Genomic DNA, 21,490 nt, shown 5'->3' with positions numbered 1-21,490 from the left:
ATATCTTGAAGAAGAACGTAATGAACAAATTAGAAAAGAAAATGAGAGACGATTCCAACAAGAGCAACAAAGGATAAACAATCAACGTCTTCATGAGATTAATGAACGTAATCGCATTGCTTTAGAACGGGAAAATGCGAGGAGAAGAGCAGAGGAAAAAAGAAAAGCGGAACAAAAGCGAAAAGAAACCAGTCGCACAAACACAAATGTTCCTCCGTCGCAACCGAAGAATAATCGTTGGTCAATAGGCTCTAATCCAACTCTTCTTCCACGAGCAACCTCATCAAAAACAGCAACTACAAAAACAAACTCATCTAATAAAACCGATGGAAAAGAGGGAAAGTAAGTAATCTTATTGCAAAATGAATTGTATATGCAGTCAATCGCCAGTCGGTTGGCTGCATTTTTTCTGTGTGCAAGGATGGTCTATTCGCCACCGATGGAGGGGCGGTTAGCACCGCTCGCCTCCAGATAGTCGTTTACTGCGTCACGCATGGTGAACTCTCTCATGCCTGTCTTTGCCCAGTAGATAAGGGCATCAACAGCGGCTTTTCTTGCCTTGCTGTATTCGTTGTCTGTCATGATTCTGATGTTTTGAGTTTTCTAAAAAAGTGTGATGCATATCCAAATGGTGATTTCAACAAAGATGATAGACCAACTTAGGAAAGCCAAGCCGAACATCCAGGCATAGGTGCTACCGTTGAAGTATGCACCCTCCTCGATATTGCGGATTCGTTTAAGCTCTTTCTGCTGGTGAGTGAACAGGTCGTTTATCCGCTTCTCATGCTCGTCAAGGGCTTGCTTGAAAGCAGAAATGGCGGTGTTGTTCCGCTTATCCAACTGGGCAACTCCTTCATCGTTGATGCCGACTTTGAGGTTGCTCTGCTCTGCCTTGACTATGGCATGGCATATACTATCCACGATGTTGTCCGTGCTCCTGTGGGCAGCCATAAGTGCCACTTTCGTTGATTCCAACCTCCGATAGGCATTGCCCAGTTCCTCCTTTGCCTCATAGAGTGCTTTCTTGGCTGATTCAATCTCTTTCAGGGTCACTTTGATTTCTTCCTTGCCACTCTCGATGTTCTCGTCCTCCTGCATCTGATTGTACAGGTTAAGCACATCCTGTGTGGCATCTTTCTTGTTTCTTCCCATACCGTTCTTGTTTGAAAAGTTATCGTTTCATGCCTCTCTTTATCGGCTTGCAGAGTGTGTTTGCTTGCATTGCGCAACGTCTTGCCCATTCACGGTCATCATCGTCCTTATCACGTCCCCAGCCACTGCCAGGACTGCCACCGCCACCACATGACTCAGACATCGATGTGGCAGCATCAAGGTAGTTCATGAAGAGCAGCATGGCTACATTCAGAATGTCAGTGTGGCTTGCGGATCCATTCTCGGGAACTTCGATACAACTGTTCATCGTGTCGTAAGCAGTTCTCGGCATGACTATGCTGAAACGCTCACCATCGACTTCAATAATCTTTCTCAATCCGGCAGGAAGGTCAGGTTTGGCAACATTGCTTGTACGAGACAGACCACCTTGCGATGCCGTATTTCTGCTGTCCAATGTGGTAGCGTTTGAAACAGAAGGAGAAGGTCTTTGACCAACTGCAACAGGTGTTGGCTGAGGGTGCAGCTTGCGGAAGGTATTCCCGATTTTCGATGCGGTGAGATTCCTTCCTACACCCAGTTCGGAAGCCTTGATGGTAGTTTTTCCGAACTTGAAGCGGTAGCCATGCACCCTGCCTTGACCATTCTTGTCACGGATAAGCTCGATGTCATATCCCTTTGCCCTCAATCGGTCGGCATATTCATCCCAATCAAAGAACGGCATTGAACGCAGCACATCCATACAGGCTTTGGTCACCTCTGCAATGCGTTCCTGACGAATATCCATGGCATCCTTCCAACCATGACGCTGATTGATGGCTTTCGCAGCCATCACGGCACGCTCACCGATGAACTTCACATCATTGAGATTACCGTCCATGTCGATGCGGTTCACCACCAGATGCAGGTGGGGAATGCCACTCTTGGAGTCACGGTGAAGGGCGGCAAAATATTGGGAGTTGGCTATGTTGGTCGGCTTGACCGAAGTTGCAGCCTTGCCTTTCTTCTTGCCGATGTGGTTCACCTTGGAGATACCATCCATCTCACGAATGAACTCGTCAAGGAATCTTCTCCAGTCCTCCATAGTCCAGTTACGTGCCTCCTCCTCAGATGGGGAAAGCTCAAAGCGGATGGACGTCAGTTCGATGGGCTTCTTGGCATACCTCTGCTTGAACATGGACTGATGCAGCACCATCTCGTCCCACATGCCCATCGGCGGCAGACCCTCGCTGAGATGGTTGGTCTTGACGATGTCCGCGCGATTGTTTTTGGTTGCGTAATTGGTCATTGCCTGACCATGCTGAATTGCTGACGCTTTTGCTATCATAACATATCCAAGAATTTGTCTCTAATGCGGCTCAATTCCTCTATCAGGGTGTTGATGCCTTGAAGCCAACGTTCCATGAAGTCGGCTCTCTTGAAGAGTTTTAGTCTCTCGGTCTGTGGCAGGGCATGAAGCGCATTGCGCACATAAACCAGTTCAGACCTTGCCCCGATTAAGCCCTTCAAGGCTTCCTCCTGCTCTGCGGTCATGGGTAGGGATGGCTTGTGTCCGATGCCTAAGTCATGAAGATATGTGCTCTTGCTCCTGCCTGACAGTCGGGCATTATGTACTACCAAGTCGTAGTGTTCTTCTGTGAAACGAACGTCAATGTGTCTGGTCTTCGGAGGTCTCTTCCTTGAGGTTTTCTCCGTGTTGTTATTCTTGTCTTTTGTCATTGTAGATGGGGTTTATAAAGTTTATACTTGATATAACAGGACAGCCAATGTGAGCCTGCGAACATTCAAGAATGCCAGTAGGAAGCGGTGGGCGAAGCGAAACCGTCTGACACTGGTACTTCTTGTTTAGACCTCCGAAAAAAAACTACGGCTAATAGAGGTAGCGGCTTCTGGATAGCTTGCCTGTCGGGAACGTCAATAGTCGAAATAAGGGAAAAGTAGAGATGACATCATGAGTGACTTGGGGTGATATGCGCGCCATGTCTCTCCGTGTGATCCTCGCATCGTCCTTCATGGGGCGGTGGCTGCAAGAGGTTGCCCTCGTCATCATAGACAGGAGACGGCAGCAACTCAATGGGTGATGCCCCTTCTCCTTGATTGCAGTCATCTTCTGACGGCTGTCCAACCTCATACTCAAAATGGTCATCACCTTCCTTTTCCCTTTGTTTGAAGTCTTGTGGTATCGGAGAAGGATCTGAAAGTCCATCCCCGATAACATGAGAATTAACGAAAGGGGAAGAGGTATTATAAGAGGCAGGAACATGGGGCTGCAGAATGTCAGTAGTGGCAGGATTGACGCTGCTGTCTTTCTGCTGACCTATGCCATTGGAAAGATTGCCTTCCGAAGAGCAAGCGGTATCGGATGGGACATTGGACACCGATTCCTCTTGGGTGGCGGAAGTCACGGATTGACGGTTGTAGAAGGGGTTCTTGATGGCTTCCTTGATGCCGTCAACGTACCAGAAGGCGATGCATAGTATCGTATGTATGGAGGTGCGGTTGTTCCTCTCGGTTGAGAGGATGCCCACCTGATTGAACAGTTCCACCACCTTTGCCGCTGTCTTGCGGTCACACTTCCAAAGGGCAGACAGTTCAACGGTTGAGATGGCAAACTGCCCGATGGAGAGTGAAGCGGAGAAGCCTGTCTTCTGATAAACACTTGGCTTGGTGGAAGCCATTGATACAAAAGTGTCGAAGGCAGTCATGCGGTGGAAACCCTGCCTGTCATCCTTTAAGAAATCGAGCTGTTCCTTGGTCAGCAGGATTCCGTATTTTATGCTTTGGTTACTCATCTTGAAAAACGGATTATAAGTGAAACGGATTACTCAGCAAAGAAAGAATGAATAGTTTCTCTTTTCCCTTTCGTAAAAAGTAGATTACATGATTCTCTTATCCGTCATGTCATTCTTTCCCCATTAGGAATTTTCTCATCCTTGTCCCTCTTCATGGAGGCAGGCTTGTTCTTCTTGCTCTTCTGTAACATTGCCAGATGAGCCTCGAAGTCTGCCTGTTCCTCCTGGGTCGGTTCGTAAGGCTTGTCCCAAGAGCCACCTGACTCAATCCACTTTATCAACTGGTCTTTGAAGAAGTAGAGCGTGTTGCCTCTCTTGTAGAATGGGATGCGTCTTTCAGATGTGTAAGCATAGAGCGATGAGACCTTCTTTCGGACGAAGGCACTTGCTTCTCTGATGTCCATAAGAACATGGTCATTCTCGCACGGAACATTGCCTATTCTCTGACCAATGTCATCAAGACGAGTCATCATCGTATTGACCTTGGTCAGAAGTTCGCCAACTGCAGTGGGCAGCTGGTCGAACGATAATGATTTGTTTTCTTCCATTTGTTATCCTGATTATTTTATTCACTTATGTCTGGTCACTCTCTGCTTTGGTTGGCATCTTGAGAGAGATACGTTCTGCTGCATCACGTTTAAGCTCGTCCACCACATCGGCATACACCTGAGTAGTGGCAAGATTGCTATGGGTAAGCAGCTTGCTCACAGTGTAGATGTCCGTTCCCTCTGCCAACTGCAAGGTGGCAAAGGTATGACGGAAGCAGTGGAAGGTGATGTGTTTCTCGATGCCGGAAGCCTTTATCCACGGTTTGAGATACAATGCCACTGTACTGTTCGTGAGATTCTTGAACACCTGTCCAGTGCTTCGCTCGCCACAGAGCTGCAAAGCCTCTTCGCTGATAGGCAGGATTGCAGCGGTGGAAGTCTTCTTTGTGATAATGTCCATTCCCCAGCCGCCATCAGCCAACTTGACGATATTCTCCCACTGGAGTCTGATGCAGTCAGAAAGGCGAAGACCTGTAAGGCAGGAGAAGAGACCTGCACGGCGAAGGACATCACTCTTGCAAGGAGTCTGAGACAACTGCAACAACTCTTCCTTGGTGAGGAACTGCCGCTTGTTGCCATGAGCCTTGGCACGCACAAGTTTCTTGGCGATATTCTCTTTGAGCAGTCCGTCCTCGTATGCGATGGCAAGGATGCACTTCAACTTGGTAAGGTTGTTGTTGGCTGTTGTTCCCATCATGCGCTTGCCGTTGTGCATACAGGCATCCGACAACAGGTAGTCGAGGAATCCCTGGCAGTACGGAACGGTAAGGTCGCAGAAGCGGCACTCGCCATGCGTGTAATTGTGGAAGTGCATGTAGGCGGTTGCCCAGTTCTGGCTGCTGCCACGCTCAATCATGAGGTTCTTGAAATATTCCAAGAAGCTCTCCTTGCCCTTGTTGCGGTCGAGGAAGCCATACTCCTCATTGATGATGGACTCAGTCCTGCGGCACTTGATGATTTCCGCTTTCTGAATCATACTTTTGTTGTACTCCTGCTGAAAGCGTTCAACAGGGTTGGTGTAGATGTAAAGACCAAGGTACTCCCTGCGTGAGAGCTTGCCTGTCTTCGGGTTGCGGATTGGAGGATAGAAATCCAGATAGAGGGAAGTCTGTCCGTTCTTGATAGGTCGTTTCCGCACGGTGACCTTTGTACAAATGTTTGTCATATTGTTACTATTGTATTATTGTTTATGATATATATCTGTGGATGCGAATAGCCTTCGCTGCAACGCTTTAACTCTCAAATCCGATGCAAAGTTAGATTGCCGTGAAAAGAGAAAAGTAATGATGGCTTCAAATACTGTCTGAATTTAACCTGAATTTGCTTTTGAGTATGATTTTACGCTAAAAATCGGACTTAAATAGGGTTTCAGAAGTGCTTTTTGTCTTATATCCGTTACTCTGCGTTGTGGGTTTGTTTCGACCGACAAAGAAGGCTGTTTCAGACCATTTGCAACGGCATGGGTCGTATATGAGTTTGTTTGTACTTCACTTCCGCTTAGCCTTGGTTGAAGCACTTTGTTTCTCTGCCTTCTTGCGTGCAGCCTCCCAATCTGCTTTCAGATAGTAGTTGGCTCTTCCACCTTTGAACTTTCGGATTCTCACTCCATGAGTTTCTGCAAATCTGCGTACCTGTGTCTTCCCCAATCCGTAGAGCTTCATAATGTCGAAGCAGGTGTACCAGTCATCAGAAATGTTCTTTCCCTGTTCTTCATTGTAAAGTCCTATGACCCTCTCCACTTCTTCTTTCTTGAAGCAGGTCGTTCCCCATGCGTGGACAGATTGGAGTTGGTAGCGGTTGCGGACTTCATAGAATCTGCCATACTTAATATCAAAGGTGCTCAACACCTCTGCCATCGTGTAATGGGTGTCGTGGCTTACTCCATCAGGTGCTCTTTCCCCAGCCTTGGGAGTTTTGCGACACTTTGCCAACTTGTTGACAGAGCCAGTCTCGGCATCTTTCAACCTTTGTGCCTTCTTGGGAGTTGTCCCTTCTAACGATAGGGAAGAAGGGAGAACCACCTGATAACCTTGTTCCTTGGCTATTTCAAGGAGGTCTTGCAAATAGATTCTTGTCATGCGCGTACCTAAATTTATGGCTCTGAGTCTGCCTTGGCGAATAAGGCTGCGTACTGTTTTGACGCTGATGCTTACTGCCTGTGCTGTTTCCTCTACGGACATCAGCACGATTGGAATGCGAGTTGTTGTATTCATTTTTACCGTTATTTTTTGAATTTTGTAGTGACTCATGGGGGATGGTCCCTGACGGAAACTTTTAAGAGGAAACAAGGGGAAATAAGAGGAAATAAGAACCCTCATTACGAACCGTGTGTCCCTCTGCCCATGGTACAACCGTGGTACAAAATTACTCTAAACGGATGAAACTCGCAATAGGCGGTTGGAGCGTTATGTTAATGAATATGTATTGAAAATGAGCATTTTATGACGTTTCTCTAAGTTTTGCTTGGAGTTCTTTTCGATGCGTTTTAGTCCATATGACATGCATGTGGAAGCTCTTGCCGCTGCCGCTGGGCCCGAGGCAGAAGAAGTTCGAGTTGTCCGTCAGCTTGTTCTTTCCCTCCTTTCCCGTGATGTCGATGGCCACCGGCACGCCCTGGCGGTCGGTGTAGTAGATTTTCAGCGGCGTGTCCTCGCTGTGCTGGATGTGCTCCTTGTACATCAGGCACATGGCGGCGTCGCTCAGGGTAAGGAAGCGGTCGTATTCCTCGTTCATGGCGTAACAGTTGCCGGGGAATGAGGCTACGAACAGCTCCAACTGGTTGTAGGCGTGCTTGCTGATGTGGATGCCCATGCGCCCGAAGGCGTTCTCCAGATAGTTGGTGCATTTCTGTATGTCCCTGTCGGCTGACACTTCCACGATAAGGTTGAAATGGCTGTACACGAGCATCTTGCTCTCCCTTGCCACGACTTCCTGCACACGCCTGATGTCCTCCACGGCCATCTGGTTGCCGGGGTTGGGGATGCTCGCGTGGCGGTTCTTCTTCTTGTCGAGTGCCGCCAGTTCGCGCTTCTGGTTGGGCAGGAAGATGATCTGGTTATACACCACCGTCTCGGCTTCCGGGATGCTGTCGATGACGGACAGCAGGTCAACGGGCATCTCCGTATTGTTCACCTCTATGTTGGTATAGGGTCTGACAAGCGACGGCAGGGCGACGCAGTCCACGTCCACGAGGCTGTACACCTTGCAGCGCCTGCCGCCCATCGAGACCGTCTCGTCATCCACCTTGAAGTTGGTCATCGAGACAACCCTGTCCCTGAAGTTCATGGCGAAGTAGCGGTCAACGAACTCGCTTGCCCGCGACTTGTCCAGAAACTCCGCCTGTATGCCGGCATCGTGCAGCTGGTCATGCACCTTGCGTATCTTCACGAGGAAGTCGCGCCACTTCTTGCCGTCGAAAGAGAACAGGCCTCTCTTCCGGGCTTCCTGCGTGACGGTCAGGTAGCATACGCTGTCCGTGTACCTCCGGCCTTTGAAATACCGGAAATAGGCGGAGGACAGGAACTCGTGCATGTCGCCCGACCCGTCCTCGAACTGCTTGCGGACGAACACGTCCTGCTTGTGAATCGCATAGCCTTCGCCCAGCGTCTGCGCCACGGCCGTGAGCAGGCTCGAGAACTCGTAGTAGCTGTCGATGTCGGCGGAATGTTTCTGAACGGGATTCTCCATCCGCAGGACGGCGGAGTATTCCCCGGTCTTGGTGTACAGCACGCCGATGCCGTCCACGTCCTCCACGGTGAAATAGATGTCCTGGAAGATGCGCTTGCGCTTTCCTCCCGTGCCAAAGGCATAGACCGAGACGGCCATGCCCGCGCAAAGGGCGGCGAATGTCAATAGGATGTACAGTGTCATTGTCGGTTGCTTCAGCTTAAGTAAGGGCAGACTCGCTCTTGCACAAGCGGGCCTGCCCGGGTTCAACATTCAATAGGGCCACACGCTCTCCGTAATGGCTTTTCTCTTTCATATCTTCTTCGAGTGGGCATAGACATACACTCCTTTCCTGTTCTTCTTGGTGTGCAGTCCCTTCCTTTGCTTGAGGATGATGAGCGAGATGCCGGCTGACAGGATGACGGCCAATGCCGCAAGCCCCGCGACGAAACCGGCAAGGCAGTAGGCGACGATGAAGCCGGCAATGGCTCCGCCTGCCGACCCTGCCGCCCAGTAGATGTAGCGTCCCTGCATTCCCATGAACTCAAGAGGCCGCTGAAGCCCCTTGAACAGCGGGTAGTCCGGATAGCGTTCGTCACTGCCTTTCATCGCTCCTCCTTTCTTATCCGCCGATACCGAAGAACAGTGGCAGGGCCTGTGCCGCCGCTATCAGGAAGATGCAGGCGCCCACGACCATCATGATCTTCTTCTTGAGAATCTGCTTCCGAATTGTAAAGTGCTGAATATCAACACTCCCAAAAAGCAAAAAGTACCAAAAGAAACAAACTGGAAACAAAAATTTCAAAAACCCCAAAATGAAAACATCTGCTTAACATATCTTAACACGGAAATGAACGGAAATTTTCATTTTCTATCATTTTGTGCTGCGTTCCTGAAGGTGCAAAATCAGGTATTGTGAACCTTATTGTCGTTTCAGCAATCAGGTTGAAAAAATGGCTTTAGTTGGAAAAATGTGCACGAAAAGTGGGCTTTTCAGGTGGCATTTTATAGTATTTTCTGCGAAAATACAGTTGTATGTTTAACTTTCTACGTATAAGTCTCTTTAGTCTCACGGAATTTTATTAACTTTGCACCAAAGTTTATTTTAATTGCAATTTTATGGTCACTTATTTTGATGCATGTGAGATTCTTGAAATGCTGTCTGAAGCATCTGTAAAGGTGTTTCTGGACGGCGGTTGGGGTGTCGATGCACTTATAGGCAGAGAAACAAGAATACATAACGACATCGATCTGTTCGTAGAGAAGAAAGACTATGGTAAGGCCATATCCGTGATTACCTGGAAGGGATACAGAGAAGTTGTAATGGACTATACGACCGATAGCCATACTGTCTGGAAAGATGACAACGGAAGAATAATCGATCTGCATTGTTTCGAATATGTCGAAGATGGAATTCTATATGACGGATACACTTTCCCAAGCGAAACTTTCTCAGGTAAAGGAAATATCGGGAATATTGAGGTAACATGCATAAACCCGGAGGCACAGGTACAGTTCCATCTTGGATATGAATACGATGAAAATGATGTCCACGACGTCCTGTTATTATGCAGAACTTTCAATCTTGAGATACCGGAGCAATATAAAACTCACATCTGATTCAATATGCTATGATTACTGATAGTTATGATATTGAAACTGAACCAATGATCAATCTGTTTGATTTCTACGGCAGACGTGGAGATTTTGCAGATATATGCCTGATAATATTCTCGAAGGAGATTCATCGGCATTTACTTGATTCCTACGAATCTGAAATTATTGCAACTATGCCGGCTTGCAATGGCGATACGCATATCTATAAAACAACTTATAAAGGAGTTACGATAACTTTCTACCTGTCAGGAATAGGTTCAGCAGTAGCATCCTCTCAATGTCATCTTGCAAGCTGGCTAACTGGAGCATCAAAGTTCATTATGTTCGGTTCCTGTGGCAGTCTTGACCGTACAACCACACAAGGTAGATTTATCATACCGACACAAAGTTACAGAGGGGACGGGTGTTCATATTATTTTGCAGCACCATCCGACTATATTGATATAGCCGCAAGCAAGGAACTTTCCATAATTTTCGACAAATTATCTGTACCATATATTACAGGTAAAATATGGACGACAGATTCGATGATCAGAGAAACAAAAGGACTTGTACGCAAACGTATGGAAGAAGGGTGCATCGCTGTAGAAATGGAATTGGCTGGAGTTCAATCTGTGTGCGACTTCTACAATTTGAAGTTGTATGCTTTTTTTGAAACAGGTGACATTTTGGATACAAATGGATATGAAGCCAAAGGCTTGAACAATGCCAACCATAGTTTAAACAAACTTTATATTGCTTTAGAAACGGCAACCTACATCTGAAGTATATCAGAATTGTAAATTCCCATTTAGCGGACTATATAAAAAGTATTCCATAACCATCTATACGTGGTTTACGGAATGCTTACTTTATAACAATTAGGTTTACACTCGTTTATTTTGACGGTGCAAAGTTACTCATGCTATCTGGCTCCCACAACGGGCAATAGTGCACATTTTCAAGAAAATGACGTTTTCAAGAAAAAAAATATCCCTACAAACTTAGACTATGCCAAGTTTCGTAGGGATTTTGGAGGGTATAAACATTAGATTACTTCGTCCAGTGGTAGTGACTGTCGAGCATCAGGAAGATAGCCAAGCCGAAAATAACGAGTCCAAGGACAAAGAAGAACCAGAAGAAATACTGCACATAGTGTCCGAGGTAGGTTCCGTCGTACTCCTTGTACCTTTCCTGAACCCTTCTACGTTCTTCATAAAACATTTGATTGACCTCACGGATATGCTTCTGCATCTGAGTGGTCATCCATTCATGTTGTTTGTCGAACATGTCCTGAATCTTCTTCCAGTCAACATCATCGACTCTGACTGAAACCTTCAACTTGGTTGGGGCATCCTTCAGAACATTGTCAATGTGGGTATTGATGGTGTCAACCTTACCACTGATAGTGTCAACGGCATTGCCAAGAGCAGTCTGAGCTGAATTGTACTTACGGATGGCAGACTCCAGTTGAAGAGTTGCATTGATCCAAGTGTTGGTCGCTTTGTCAATGTTCTCACTCAACTGCCTGAGTTCAGGCGCACGACTGACAACAGCATCCTCGGCATCATGCTCTTCAATCTCTTCCTGGACTTCGTTCATCATGTCATCGAAGTCAGGCTTCTGCTCGTCATCTTCGATGAGTTCTTCTACATGTTTTGTTCTTCTCATTGATATGTAGGATTTGTCTAACGGTGGAATGAACGTCTTTTCTGCGGTGGCTTGCACATGGCATGAGCCATCTGGAGGCAACGGCGAGCCCGCTCACGCTCGTCTTCGTCATCATCCTTACCCCAACCAGAGGAAGGAGCAGAACCACCACCGCCACAAGATTCGGACACGGTTGTTGCTGCATCAATCATATCAAGGAAGAGAAGCATACCTACATGAGAAATGTCCTCTCTTGATGCAGTCATATCAGAATCAGGAACCTGAACCTCATTGAGGAAGATGTCCTTGACCGTGTTCGGAATATAGATTCTCTTCATTTCACCGCTAACATTGACATTGAAGGCAGTCTTGGTAGCAACTGGCAATGGCTTAGAATTGGACTGGGTAGGTTTCGTTGTCTGAGCAACATGGCGAGCAGGGCGAGCCGGTGAAACGGAAGGTGAAGCAGGTCGCATCTTGACCTGAGTAGGCTTAGGATGCATCTTCTTCCATGTGGCTTCAAGCTGTGATACCATGAACTTTCGACCGATGGCAGAAGCCTTGAACACTGAGGCATTCTTGCCGATGGTGTAGCCCACAAGTTTGCAGTTAGTAGTGTCATACCTTGGATTGACCTCATAGCCTCTCATGCGAAGCATATCAAAGTAACGGTCAATGTCGAAACTATCCATCTTCTGAAGGGTATATTCGCAAAACTCCGCTATATCTTGTTGGCGCATTTCACGAACCTCCTGAGGTTGCTCCCAACCATGCCTTGCGTTGATAATTTCCGCAGCCCTTATTGCTCTGATGTGAACATCGTGAACATCGTTGGTCTTGCCGTCATTATCCACACGGCAACAGTCAAGATGCAGGTGAAGGGTTCCAGACTTGGAATCCCGATGCAAGGCAGCAACACTCATAGAATTGCGGAAATTGGTCTTGACCTTCTCCTTAAAGCCTTTGGGTAAAAGTCCGACTGAATCCAAAGCTTCCAATCCTTCATCAGCGAGGTTTGCCCAGTCATCCAAGGTATAGTTCTCTGACTCTTCCTTGGATGGGGAGAGTACAAACGTGGTCATGAAGCGTTCCAACTTTCGCCCAACAGTCCTGTCCTGTTGATGCAACTGGCAGTGATGCTTCATCCGATACCAGATTTCGGTGGCATCGAGATAGTCAGGCATGTGGTTCACCTTGACCACGGTTGCATCCTCCTTCTCCATTGCGTACCTTGCGGCATTGCCGCCATAGGCTACTGGTCTTGCGAGTATAATCATTCGTCTTCTTGAACTTTGGTCAGTACAGGAGAAGTAAGGTTGTCTTCAATGCTATACCAGTGTTTGATGAGTCGTTCAACGGCTTCAATCCACCACTTCATGAACTTTGGAGATCTGAACATCTTCTGCTTTTCCTCGGGTGAAGCATCGTGCAACTTACTGCGGACTTTTATCAAGTCGGTACGTGCCTCAGTCAGAGAGTTCAGGGCTTTGCTTTCCTCTGGAGTGAGTCGCTGACGTGGGTGATGCTTCTTGCCAGTCTCAACGAGATACTTGCCTATGCTCATACCACATTCCTTAGCGAGTTTTTTCAGTTCCTTCCAGTCCTTATCGGTACAGCGGAAGGAATGCACCCTTGTGGGTGTCTTCTTGATAATCTTCTTTTTCTTAGCCATATCTTTGAATATGATTAAAGGGATGAATATAAATCAGTAAAAAAGAAGGACATAGGTCTGCGAGCCTGCGAGTAGCCCGAGAAACTTTTAGGACTGCATAAATTTGGTCACAAATAATGTAGTACAAAAGGATTTCTCGAAAAGTACCTCTTAAAAATCGGTCCTTTTACCTGCTAAGTTCCCGTCAGGGCTTAGAAAGTCGTTTCGGCTTGCCGTGTTGTCCTGTATCGGTAAACGTCCTTTGGGATGGTTTGGCGGTGCAGGTCGCATTCCTGAGTCCTCAGACGGCTATTTGTTGCCGTTCTGGTTGTAGTAGCCGTTAGGCTTCTGATAGCCGTTGAAAGGCGGTCTTTGATTGCCGTTAGGCTGTTGTGGCTGCTGTCCTCCTTGCTGAGAAGGTATCTGCTCATGCTGCTTCCCTTCATTCTGCTTGCCATCGGCTTCACCTTGGGGAGAAGGGCTGTCAGCAGACTGCGGGGAATTGTTTTCAGGAGGTGATGGTGACTTGTTGCCATCTGCTCCAGACTTACCCACATTGCCACTATCATTAGATTGTGGTGATTGGTGCGACACATTGCCAGTTGTCTGAGGATTGTTGCCCTCGGCAGAGTCATTGGATTTGTCATCGGCAGAAGCAGAACCTTCCTTGTCCTTCTTCTTGTCATCAGGATCCTCAGTGATGATGACCTTGGAGGCAGGAACTTCCGCATGGATGATTGCCGTACTGTCGTTATTGCGCTTTAAGGCAAAGGCATTCGACACGAACTTGGCATCAACATACCAGCCTGAGAGACAATGAAGGGTGTAGATGCGGTTATCTTCCACTTCCTGAGAAGAGAAAATGCCCACAGCCTCCATAGCATCCAACAGCTTTGGAACCGTCTTGCGGTCTTTGTCCCAGAGTTTGGCAAGTTGGGTATTGTCAACCATAACTTGACCTGCCAAGATTTCTACTTGCTTGGTCTTGCTGATTTGCACAAGTTTTGGAACTGGCTCGGCAAGATCCACAAGCGACATGAAGCATTCCATACGGTCAATCTTGTACTTCTTGCTTCGAAGATGCTTCAACTGCTCTTCAGAGAAAGTGAAGCAACGATGTAATTTTTTATCGTCCATAGTCTATGATATTATTGAAATGTAACCGAATAAAGGGAAAAGGAATATGCCATCAAAAAGAAGAGAATCACTGGATAAGTTCAACCAGGGATTTCTTCATGTCATCATCAATGACTCGGTATCGGGCAAAAGCAACGCTGCCTTTGGCATGACCAGACATAGAAGCAACCAAATCAGGGTCTTTGACCATGCGGTAAAGATTACCGATAAAAGTCCTTCGTGCAAGATGAGAGGTAGCCACATCTGAGATTGGCTTCTTCTCTTCAAGCCGTGTCTTAGGGTTAATCACAGTGACAACACGATTTACCTTGGCACGCTTCAAGATTCTACGGATAGCATCGTTGAACTTGAAGTTATAATGCTTGGGGAAGATTGGTTCATCATCACCATGGTCATGGCCATCAAGGATAGCCATAGCCTTGGGGATAAGAGGAACCCTTACAACGTCACCTAACTTGCCCTTGGTCTTGATGGGGATATATTCCAGAACACCGTCAATAATGTTCTTGGGGGTGAAGGTCACAAGATCACTATGACGGCATCCGACCATACACTGAAACACGAACATATCACGATACTCAGCAAGTTCTGCATCATCCGTTAGGTCTGCATCCAGAACTTGGTCACGCTCCTGAATGGTCAGGAAATATGGAGTGCCATAGAGTGCCTTGGGCATGTCATAGCCAAAGAAGGGGTCATTGTTTGTGACTCCCTGCTTTCGTACCCAGTTGCAGACGGTACGCATCAAGGTCATGTTAGTGACGATGGTATTCATAGATATGTCATAGTCAGAAGACAGGAAATCCGCAAACACACGAAGATCATCGGCAGTCATGCTGTCAATGTTCATCGGGTGTTTGTGTTCATCCTCAAAACGAGTAACCTTGTCAATCAGGCATCGGGTGTTGCACTCCTGATGCTTGCCGAAATGCTTGTTCTGAAGGTACCTCTCTGCCCAGATGACAAAGGATTTGCTTACCGCCATGCCACTGCCCATGCAATAGGCATTGGGGTGGTGATAGGCAAATATCAGTCGTCTTAGCCAGTCGGAGTTTGCTCCGATATAGTATTCCCTGGTTATGATACCTGTAATCTCCTTGACCTGTGAGTCAAAGAGGTTTCTGGTATCGTCATCCACAAGATTGACACGGCTCTTGTAGCCCTGTCGTTCTTGGCTCCAGTGATTGGGATTGATCTGAAGTTCGCTTGCGCACTTGACATCAAGCCCTTTGTCACGGACACGGAAGTACACCGAAGCACGGCTGTCAAGGTCGTTCTTCGATGTATCTTTCTGACGTATGTAAGCGGTAACTCTCATTGATATGTCTATGATATGACAAAAGGGAAAGAAGAAACTATCTGCGGAAATGCAGGTGACGATGCTCGGGATAGTCCGAAGCAATGTCCTTCAGCTGCTGTTCAAGTCGCTCGTTCTGGTATGGAGTGAGCGCATGGATAGCCTTGATGCAGACACTCTGCACAAGCAGGGTTCGTCTGCCGATAGTGTTTTCTTGGTCAATGCCCTTGTTGGCATGTGAAATCTCGCACAGTTCATTGAAGGCATCCTTCATACTGTGATAGCCTGTGCCATCCTTGGCATAGGTAACGGCAAGGCTGGCTACCTGAGCCAGTTTGTCGTTGTACTGCTGTTGATTGAAATCCTGATTCATAATACTCATTGATTAGTGGTTGGCAAGTTCATTCAGCTTCTGGGCTGCTGCCTCCTTGGTCTCAGCCTCAGACATGCTGCGGTTCTGACGCATCCACTTCAGAAGTTCAGCCTTCTCAAAGTAGATGAGTTTGCCGTTTGGACGGAAGAAAGGAAGCTCATGACGATGGGTCATCTTGTAGAGACTGCTCTTTGATATACCCATGAAAAGGGCTGCTTCTTCAAGTGTCAATACCTCCTTGGCTGCGCTGAGAGTGTTCTCCAGAACCTCGATGCGATGCTCAAATGACTCTACCTTCAAAAGAAGAGTCTCGTTGTCAATAGTCTTATTCATAATCTTGATATTTAGTTGTTTACGTTATCCTGAATGCTTGGTTTTGAGATAGCAAGCCCCTAAGGGTAGCGGAAACCACTACCTTGAATCAGGGCACTGCTTTTGATGAAATGAAACTGGTTGTTATCCTGAATCGGCTCGTTAGCCGTTATTCGTTATCCTGTATATCTATGACCTTGCGAGGGTGCGTGTTGGTCGCTGCCGTTCGCTTGGTTCGTGGAATCTTCTTGTTCTCGGTGTGTGGCTTGCGACTCCTGAATACCGTCTTGGTATTGGAGATAGCCTTGACCTTTTCCTCAGTCAGCACGTCTGCATAGACTGCGGTTGATTTGAGCGACTTGTGACCCATGAGTTTCTTGGTGGTCTCGATGTCACCAGTAGCCGCTTGGATCAATGTGCCAAAGGTATGTCGGGAGGTATGGAAGGAGATTGTCTTCGTGATACCTACCTTCTTGGCTATTCGTTTGAGAGCTGCATCCACATTGGCATGGGCAGGAAGGTGGAAAACCTTGTCATCCTTCTTGGGTGGCATCCATGCTTCTGCGGTTGAGCAGATTGGGACGGCATTGAGTTCCTTGGTCTTCTTCTGGACGATTACAAGTGTGTTCGTTACCTCGTTCCTCATGATGTTTGACCATCGCAAAGCCCTTATGTCGCTGATGCGTAGTCCTGTAAGGCAAGCGAAGCCAAATGCCAACTGGGTTTCCCTGACTCCGTTAGTCTCTTCGGATGCCATGAAGAGTTTGAGTTCATCGGGTGTAAGGTACAGCTTGTGACCAGACTTTGGCTTGGAGATTGTGTCTTCCTTCTCCAACTGATAGAAGGGGTTTGCCTTCAACTTGCCAGTCTTGACTGCCTTGTTGAATACTGCGACAATGCGTTGCTGCATGTTCCGCAAACTGGCATTACTCAACGGCTTTGCCTTGACTCTCACATACTTCTGAGGTACATAGTCATTCTTCAGCCAAAGAAAGAATGCCTTGAACCATGTCTTATCGAACTTCATCAGAGTGATGTGCGGTCTGCGTTTGGCTTTCAGAAACTCCTTCATGCGTTCTTGAAGGTATTGAGTCTGCTCGACAGTCCTCTTGGAATATTCGGGATTGCCGTCCATCCACTCCATGTAAGTCTGGATCCAGTCAATGACTTCGGGTGAGTCATCGTTGGGAATGTCGGGTACAACCATCAAGTGACCTTTCTCGGGAATGGTCTCGGGATGAAGGACGCGCTCGGCACGAATCTCCTGCGCACGTTTCAAGGTAGCCTCGTTGCGTTCCTTTGTCTCTTGGTTAATCTCAGGGATTAGGTAGAGGGAAAGGAACTCAAACTTGCGCTTGCCATTCTCATAGATGTCAAGATACAGGCTCTTGTTGTCGTTTTCAAGGTCTTTTTGTCGAAGTGTGATGGTCATATCAATGATTGTTATAATTGGTTATACCACTGGGGTGAAACACCACCCTGGTTTATCAAAGGGGGTGATTTCAAGTCACCTCCCTTAACTCTTTGAAGGGGGGGTACTTTCAAAGTACATCCTTTACTTGAACATTCCATCAATGAGGTTGATGGCTTCCTCCTTCTTCTTATCTACGATTTTCGCATAGATTTCAGTGGTCTGAATGTTGGTGTGACCCATCAACTTGCTTGTGGTGAACAGGTCTGCGCCAAGTGTCAGCATCATTGTGCCGAAGGTGTGACGTGAACAGTGGAAACTGATGTGCTTCTCTACACCTGCTGCCTCTGCCCATTTGCGAAGGGCTCTGCCTATGACGGTCTGAGTAGTTGGTATATCAAAGAAGGGAGTTGTTATTCCCTTTGGTTTTGGTAACCAACGCTTTGCCTCTTCAGAGAGTGGGATGATGACAGGCTTCTCCGTCTTCTGCATTTCCATGTCAATATACTCGCCCTTGCCGTCAGGAGTCTTGAAAATGTGAATCGGTGCAAGTTTGTACATATCACTGAGTCGCAATCCAGTGAAACAAGCAAAGATGAAGGCTTGCTTGACCTCTGGGCGGTAACTGTCGGTTGCCATGAGGGCTTTAAGTTCCTCAATGGTAAGGTATTCCTTCTTGCCATCCTTTGGCTGAATGCGCTCCTTGGCATCCAGTTCCTTCATTGGATTGTTTCGGATAATACCTTGACGGACAGCATTGTTGAGAGTAGTCGAGAACATGCCGAGGTAACGGCTTGCCGTGTTCTGGCTGATAGGTCTTGGCTCAATGTACTTGCAGTGTGAGTTTGGGAAGGTGCGAAGGAACTTCACATACCCACGGCAGAAATCAGCATTGACCTCTTCAAGGGTGATGAAGGTCTGATTGGACTCTTCAAGATATTTCTCCACGGTGTGAAGCATTTCAACACGACAATGGAGGGTTGACTTCTTGGTGCTGACTCCACCTTCACAATACTTCTTGATCCATCCTGTCAAGAGTTGTGAACCCTGCTTGACGGTTTCCCAGTCTTGCACTCCGTGACCATGGAGAGCCTTGATGCGCTCTGCCTTGATACGTTCTGCGAGTGCCATCGTTTCCTTGTTCTGCTCCTTGCAGAGTGGATTGACCTCAGGAATGATATAGAGTTTCAGATACTCATACTTTCTGACTCCCTTCCAGTAGATGTCAAGATAGATACTCTTGTTGCCATCTGCGAGAGGTTTGAGACGAATCTTAATCGGCTCCTTCAGTTTGACTTGTTTCTTTGGTCTTGCCATGCTTGTTTATATTTTATTTTGGTAATTTACTCCCGAAAGAAGGGAAAATGAATTTTGCAGAGGGTCTGCGAGGGTTGGGCTTTTCGGATGCTGATATATCGTTTCTGCATCGTGATTATGCCTTTGAAAGCATGTGCAAAGATATGAAAATCAAGCCATATATGAGAAACAAATCAGAAACAAAAATCATTTTATTATATCTTTTTAAGAGTCGGTTGAGCAAGAATCGGAAAAATCAAAAAATCGCTTATTCGCTTGATACTAAGCACTTTATTTGTCACTTCCTTTCTTATCCTTTCCAACCAATTTTGGAGGACTAAGATATTTTTGACGTCCTGCTCCTCGTTGTTCATCGCGATATAGACGCTGATGGCGCCCACTATCGCCACGACTCCGGCGATGGCATAGCACAGCTTCACCATGATGGGCACATACTTGGCGATTTCCTCCGCCACGGTGGTCAGGGCGTTGGTACCTGCCGTGTAGTCGCCTGCGGTGTTCTGCGCCATCAGTGCGGCAGGCCCCGACACCAGCAGGAGGGCGAGCATCGCAACCTTGTACAACACCGCGCCTACGATTCTTTGCATTGCTTTCTTTAACTTCTTCATTCTCATTGCTTTTAGTGATTATATCGTTGAATCTCAAATCCGTTTTCAGATGCGGTAGCCGAAGAAGGCCGGGAATACCAGGGTGGCTCCGATGAAGAACAGGCACGCACCGACCAGCATCACGATGTATTTCACGATGCTGTCGTCTCCCGTATTCCATTTGATATAGATCTGGAGCGCGGATATGACGGCCACCACCGAGGCGACGGCAAAGCAGATGTACTGCACATACAGCATCATCGTCACCACAAAGTCGTGCATGGTGGCAAGCGCGTCCGCTCCCCAGGAGTAGTTCACGGCTCCGCTCTTGGCGAAGACGCAGCAGGGTACTGCAAGCATGGACAGGGCGCATAATATCTTCTTCGTTTCTTTCATCGCTAAATTTTGTCCACCGGTTTCCAGTCCATTGCGGGACGGTTCTCCAGACGGCCGCCGCAAATCATCGCCTTGTACATATCGTCCGGCGTGAATCCGTCGGACAGGTAAGGGGTGCTGTCCTCCATCTTCGCCTCGGCTTCGGCCTTTATCCGGGCGAACCGTTCTTCGGCCGATTCCGTGTCCGCCTCCGCCGGGCCGTCCTGCACGGAAGCGCCGGTGCCCTCAAAGGCGGTCTCGTACTTCTCCGTCCCGACATTGAAGCCGGTCTCGCTTTCCGTCACCGTCACGCTCTCCTGGCCGTCGTCGGGATCGAGTTCAAAGACTTCCTCTTCCGTCCCGCCACGGCTTTTCTTTCCGTACAGGTCTCTGGCGATGTTCACCGCATAGTAGATGATGTAGGCTACCGTCAGTACGATTGCAAATATCCAATATGATTTCATACTCTATCGTAATAGTATTATTTTGTATTCTGAATTTGGTTTGCAAAGAAAAACCAACAGAATTATATTAGGAAATAATTGATATACAAATCTTCATTTTCTTAATAAGATTTATGCTATTTCTCAAAATCATACTCTAAAATCATATTCTGACGGCTGTTTTATGCCTGAACAGGGTCGCTTGCGGACAAAAAAAAGAAGCCCTCCGGATGGAGGGCTTCCTTGTGTTCCGGCACGCCGGCCGCGTCAGAGCCTTTTGCCTCTCAGGTAGTCGTTCAGGTCCTTGTAGCCGTCGTACCGGTAGGCTTCGTTGTTGACCTTCCCGGCAAACAGCGAGGCGACGGTCTCCACCGTCTTCCGCCCGGCAAGGTCGTTGTCGAGGTAGCAATGGATGAAGGAATACCCATGCAGGTGTCCCAATGCTTTTTTAAGGTTGGCCACGGAGTTCATCACAAGATGGTCGCTGGGGGCATCGAGGCATACCGTCCTGTCTCCGGCCTGCCGCAAGGTCATATAGGAGAGGAAGTCCATGAAGCCTTCAAAGACGCACACATGGCTCTGCGTCTCGCCGTGCGAGTGCCTTATCAGCGATATGTCCTTGTTCTTCAGGCAGCCTTTGTAATAGGGGTTGCGCACCTCGTAGCCGCCGGACAGGTTGCCGAACGCCAGTCCGAAATAGTGCCGCCTGCGCAGCTCGTAATGTACCTCCTTGCAGAACATCCTTCCGATGTCGGCGTCGATCATCCGGGAACGGAGGTACGACAGCAGCGCATGGTGACGCAGCGGCACCAGCCTCACGTCCTTCATTTCCGCTTCCACCGGCCGGAGCATCGCCGCCGGGAGCCGCACCCTCGGCAGGCTGTTGATGCCGGCGTGCCTTTCAATATGTGCCAGCACCTCGCTCACGCTGTCCGTCCCGTACAGGTGCTTCCCCAGTTCCACGAGGTCGCCGCCGGTGGCAGCCCCGAAGTCGTACCATTCATTGAGCCGGTCGTTCACCTTGAACGACGGCGTTTCCTCCCGACGGAACGGCGAGAGGTACCAGTATTGTCCCGATTTCACGTATTGCGCACGGTGTCCGAGCTGCGCCAGGAAATCCACGATGCGTATCTGTTTTGCTTCCGATATGTTCATGCCGTTTTTTCTTTCATTTGTTTTCACGAAACAAGTTTAGTTTAGTTTGTTTCCCTATATATATCTGTAC

25 protein-coding genes and 2 pseudogenes are annotated in these 21,490 nt (G+C 47.8%); 3 read left to right on the top strand and 24 right to left on the bottom strand.

What is annotated here, in order from left to right; all coding sequences use genetic code 11:
- The coding region (locus M3090_RS07685; protein WP_234078691.1) for a hypothetical protein at positions 1-346 on the top strand (346 nt) is incomplete at its 5' end.
- Positions 347-426: 80 nt separating this feature from the next.
- Here the strand turns inward: M3090_RS07685 and M3090_RS07680 are convergent.
- The 11 genes and pseudogenes from M3090_RS07680 to M3090_RS07630 form a co-directional block, all read right to left on the bottom strand.
- On the bottom strand, positions 427-582 hold the full coding sequence (locus M3090_RS07680; RefSeq protein ID WP_153093198.1) for a hypothetical protein: 156 nt from the start codon (positions 580-582) through the stop codon (positions 427-429).
- Positions 583-603: 21 nt separating this feature from the next.
- Positions 604-1,152, bottom strand: a complete 549-nt coding sequence (locus M3090_RS07675; protein ID WP_048317548.1) for a hypothetical protein — start codon at positions 1,150-1,152, stop codon at positions 604-606.
- A 19-nt stretch (positions 1,153-1,171) separates the two neighbouring features.
- A complete protein-coding gene (locus M3090_RS07670; protein WP_048317550.1) occupies positions 1,172-2,437 on the bottom strand; it encodes a relaxase/mobilization nuclease domain-containing protein in 1,266 nt (421 codons plus the stop codon).
- Complete coding sequence (locus M3090_RS07665) at positions 2,434-2,829, bottom strand: plasmid mobilization protein (RefSeq protein ID WP_048317552.1); 396 nt, start codon at positions 2,827-2,829, stop codon at positions 2,434-2,436. Before M3090_RS07665 ends, M3090_RS07670 begins: the two co-directional genes overlap by 4 nt.
- A 230-nt stretch (positions 2,830-3,059) precedes the next feature.
- Positions 3,060-3,902, bottom strand: a complete 843-nt coding sequence (locus M3090_RS07660) for a hypothetical protein (RefSeq protein ID WP_117710692.1) — start codon at positions 3,900-3,902, stop codon at positions 3,060-3,062.
- Between the two features lie 104 nt (positions 3,903-4,006).
- Positions 4,007-4,450, bottom strand: coding sequence for a helix-turn-helix domain-containing protein (locus M3090_RS07655; protein ID WP_117710691.1), 444 nt, complete (start codon positions 4,448-4,450; stop codon positions 4,007-4,009).
- A 25-nt stretch (positions 4,451-4,475) separates the two neighbouring features.
- Positions 4,476-5,615 (bottom strand): site-specific integrase, encoded by a 1,140-nt coding sequence (locus M3090_RS07650; protein WP_117710690.1) that lies wholly within the window; start codon positions 5,613-5,615, stop codon positions 4,476-4,478.
- Between the two features lie 322 nt (positions 5,616-5,937).
- Positions 5,938-6,663: a helix-turn-helix domain-containing protein gene (locus M3090_RS07645; protein WP_249054994.1), complete on the bottom strand. Its 726-nt coding sequence runs from the start codon at positions 6,661-6,663 to the stop codon at positions 5,938-5,940.
- A gap of 232 nt (positions 6,664-6,895) precedes the next feature.
- Positions 6,896-8,320: pseudogene (locus tag M3090_RS07640) on the bottom strand (conjugal transfer protein TraG); the annotation flags it as partial.
- Positions 8,321-8,428: 108 nt separating this feature from the next.
- Positions 8,429-8,725 (bottom strand): DUF4133 domain-containing protein, encoded by a 297-nt coding sequence (locus tag M3090_RS07635; protein ID WP_087340313.1) that lies wholly within the window; start codon positions 8,723-8,725, stop codon positions 8,429-8,431.
- 13 nt (positions 8,726-8,738) lie between these two features.
- Positions 8,739-8,840, bottom strand: a pseudogene (locus M3090_RS07630) (DUF4134 family protein); the annotation flags it as partial.
- Between the two features lie 395 nt (positions 8,841-9,235).
- On the opposite strand from M3090_RS07630, the gene M3090_RS07625 reads away from it, so the two are divergent.
- Positions 9,236-9,736 (top strand): nucleotidyltransferase domain-containing protein, encoded by a 501-nt coding sequence (locus tag M3090_RS07625; protein ID WP_006743465.1) that lies wholly within the window; start codon positions 9,236-9,238, stop codon positions 9,734-9,736.
- Positions 9,737-9,747: 11 nt separating this feature from the next.
- The gene (locus tag M3090_RS07620; protein WP_006743466.1) at positions 9,748-10,497 is read left to right on the top strand and encodes a nucleoside phosphorylase; all 750 of its coding nucleotides are present in this window, start codon (positions 9,748-9,750) and stop codon (positions 10,495-10,497) included.
- A gap of 268 nt (positions 10,498-10,765) precedes the next feature.
- Here the strand turns inward: M3090_RS07620 and M3090_RS07615 are convergent, their stop codons facing one another.
- The 13 genes from M3090_RS07615 to M3090_RS07555 all read right to left on the bottom strand — a co-directional run bounded on the left by M3090_RS07615 (position 10,766) and on the right by M3090_RS07555 (position 21,420).
- The gene (locus M3090_RS07615; protein WP_005812828.1) at positions 10,766-11,383 is read right to left on the bottom strand and encodes a hypothetical protein; all 618 of its coding nucleotides are present in this window, start codon (positions 11,381-11,383) and stop codon (positions 10,766-10,768) included.
- A gap of 17 nt (positions 11,384-11,400) precedes the next feature.
- A complete protein-coding gene (locus M3090_RS07610; RefSeq protein ID WP_006743467.1) occupies positions 11,401-12,639 on the bottom strand; it encodes a hypothetical protein in 1,239 nt (412 codons plus the stop codon).
- Positions 12,636-13,034, bottom strand: coding sequence for a plasmid mobilization protein (locus M3090_RS07605; RefSeq protein WP_005812832.1), 399 nt, complete (start codon positions 13,032-13,034; stop codon positions 12,636-12,638). Before M3090_RS07605 ends, M3090_RS07610 begins: the two co-directional genes overlap by 4 nt.
- A gap of 288 nt (positions 13,035-13,322) precedes the next feature.
- Positions 13,323-14,150, bottom strand: a complete 828-nt coding sequence (locus M3090_RS07600; protein ID WP_005812835.1) for a hypothetical protein — start codon at positions 14,148-14,150, stop codon at positions 13,323-13,325.
- Positions 14,151-14,217: 67 nt separating this feature from the next.
- Complete coding sequence (locus tag M3090_RS07595; protein WP_006743468.1) at positions 14,218-15,468, bottom strand: site-specific integrase; 1,251 nt, start codon at positions 15,466-15,468, stop codon at positions 14,218-14,220.
- 37 nt (positions 15,469-15,505) lie between these two features.
- Positions 15,506-15,820, bottom strand: coding sequence for a hypothetical protein (locus M3090_RS07590; RefSeq protein ID WP_006743469.1), 315 nt, complete (start codon positions 15,818-15,820; stop codon positions 15,506-15,508).
- Between the two features lie 12 nt (positions 15,821-15,832).
- Entirely contained in the window at positions 15,833-16,153 is a 321-nt protein-coding gene (locus M3090_RS07585) for a helix-turn-helix domain-containing protein (protein WP_006743470.1), read from the bottom strand.
- Between the two features lie 148 nt (positions 16,154-16,301).
- A complete protein-coding gene (locus M3090_RS07580; protein WP_006743471.1) occupies positions 16,302-17,564 on the bottom strand; it encodes a site-specific integrase in 1,263 nt (420 codons plus the stop codon).
- Positions 17,565-17,687: 123 nt separating this feature from the next.
- Positions 17,688-18,860, bottom strand: coding sequence for a tyrosine-type recombinase/integrase (locus M3090_RS07575; protein ID WP_006743472.1), 1,173 nt, complete (start codon positions 18,858-18,860; stop codon positions 17,688-17,690).
- A gap of 194 nt (positions 18,861-19,054) precedes the next feature.
- Complete coding sequence (locus M3090_RS07570; RefSeq protein WP_249054991.1) at positions 19,055-19,468, bottom strand: DUF4134 family protein; 414 nt, start codon at positions 19,466-19,468, stop codon at positions 19,055-19,057.
- Between the two features lie 45 nt (positions 19,469-19,513).
- Entirely contained in the window at positions 19,514-19,843 is a 330-nt protein-coding gene (locus M3090_RS07565; RefSeq protein WP_087340316.1) for a DUF4134 domain-containing protein, read from the bottom strand.
- A 2-nt stretch (positions 19,844-19,845) separates the two neighbouring features.
- Complete coding sequence (locus M3090_RS07560) at positions 19,846-20,286, bottom strand: hypothetical protein (protein WP_087340318.1); 441 nt, start codon at positions 20,284-20,286, stop codon at positions 19,846-19,848.
- A gap of 246 nt (positions 20,287-20,532) precedes the next feature.
- Entirely contained in the window at positions 20,533-21,420 is an 888-nt protein-coding gene (locus M3090_RS07555) for a toprim domain-containing protein (RefSeq protein ID WP_249054988.1), read from the bottom strand.
- Positions 21,421-21,490 lie beyond the last annotated feature (70 nt).

The organism is Bacteroides sp. ET71 (genome assembly GCF_023336905.1).
GTDB lineage: Bacteria > Bacteroidota > Bacteroidia > Bacteroidales > Bacteroidaceae > Bacteroides.
This window is presented reverse-complemented; position numbering and strand designations above follow the sequence as displayed.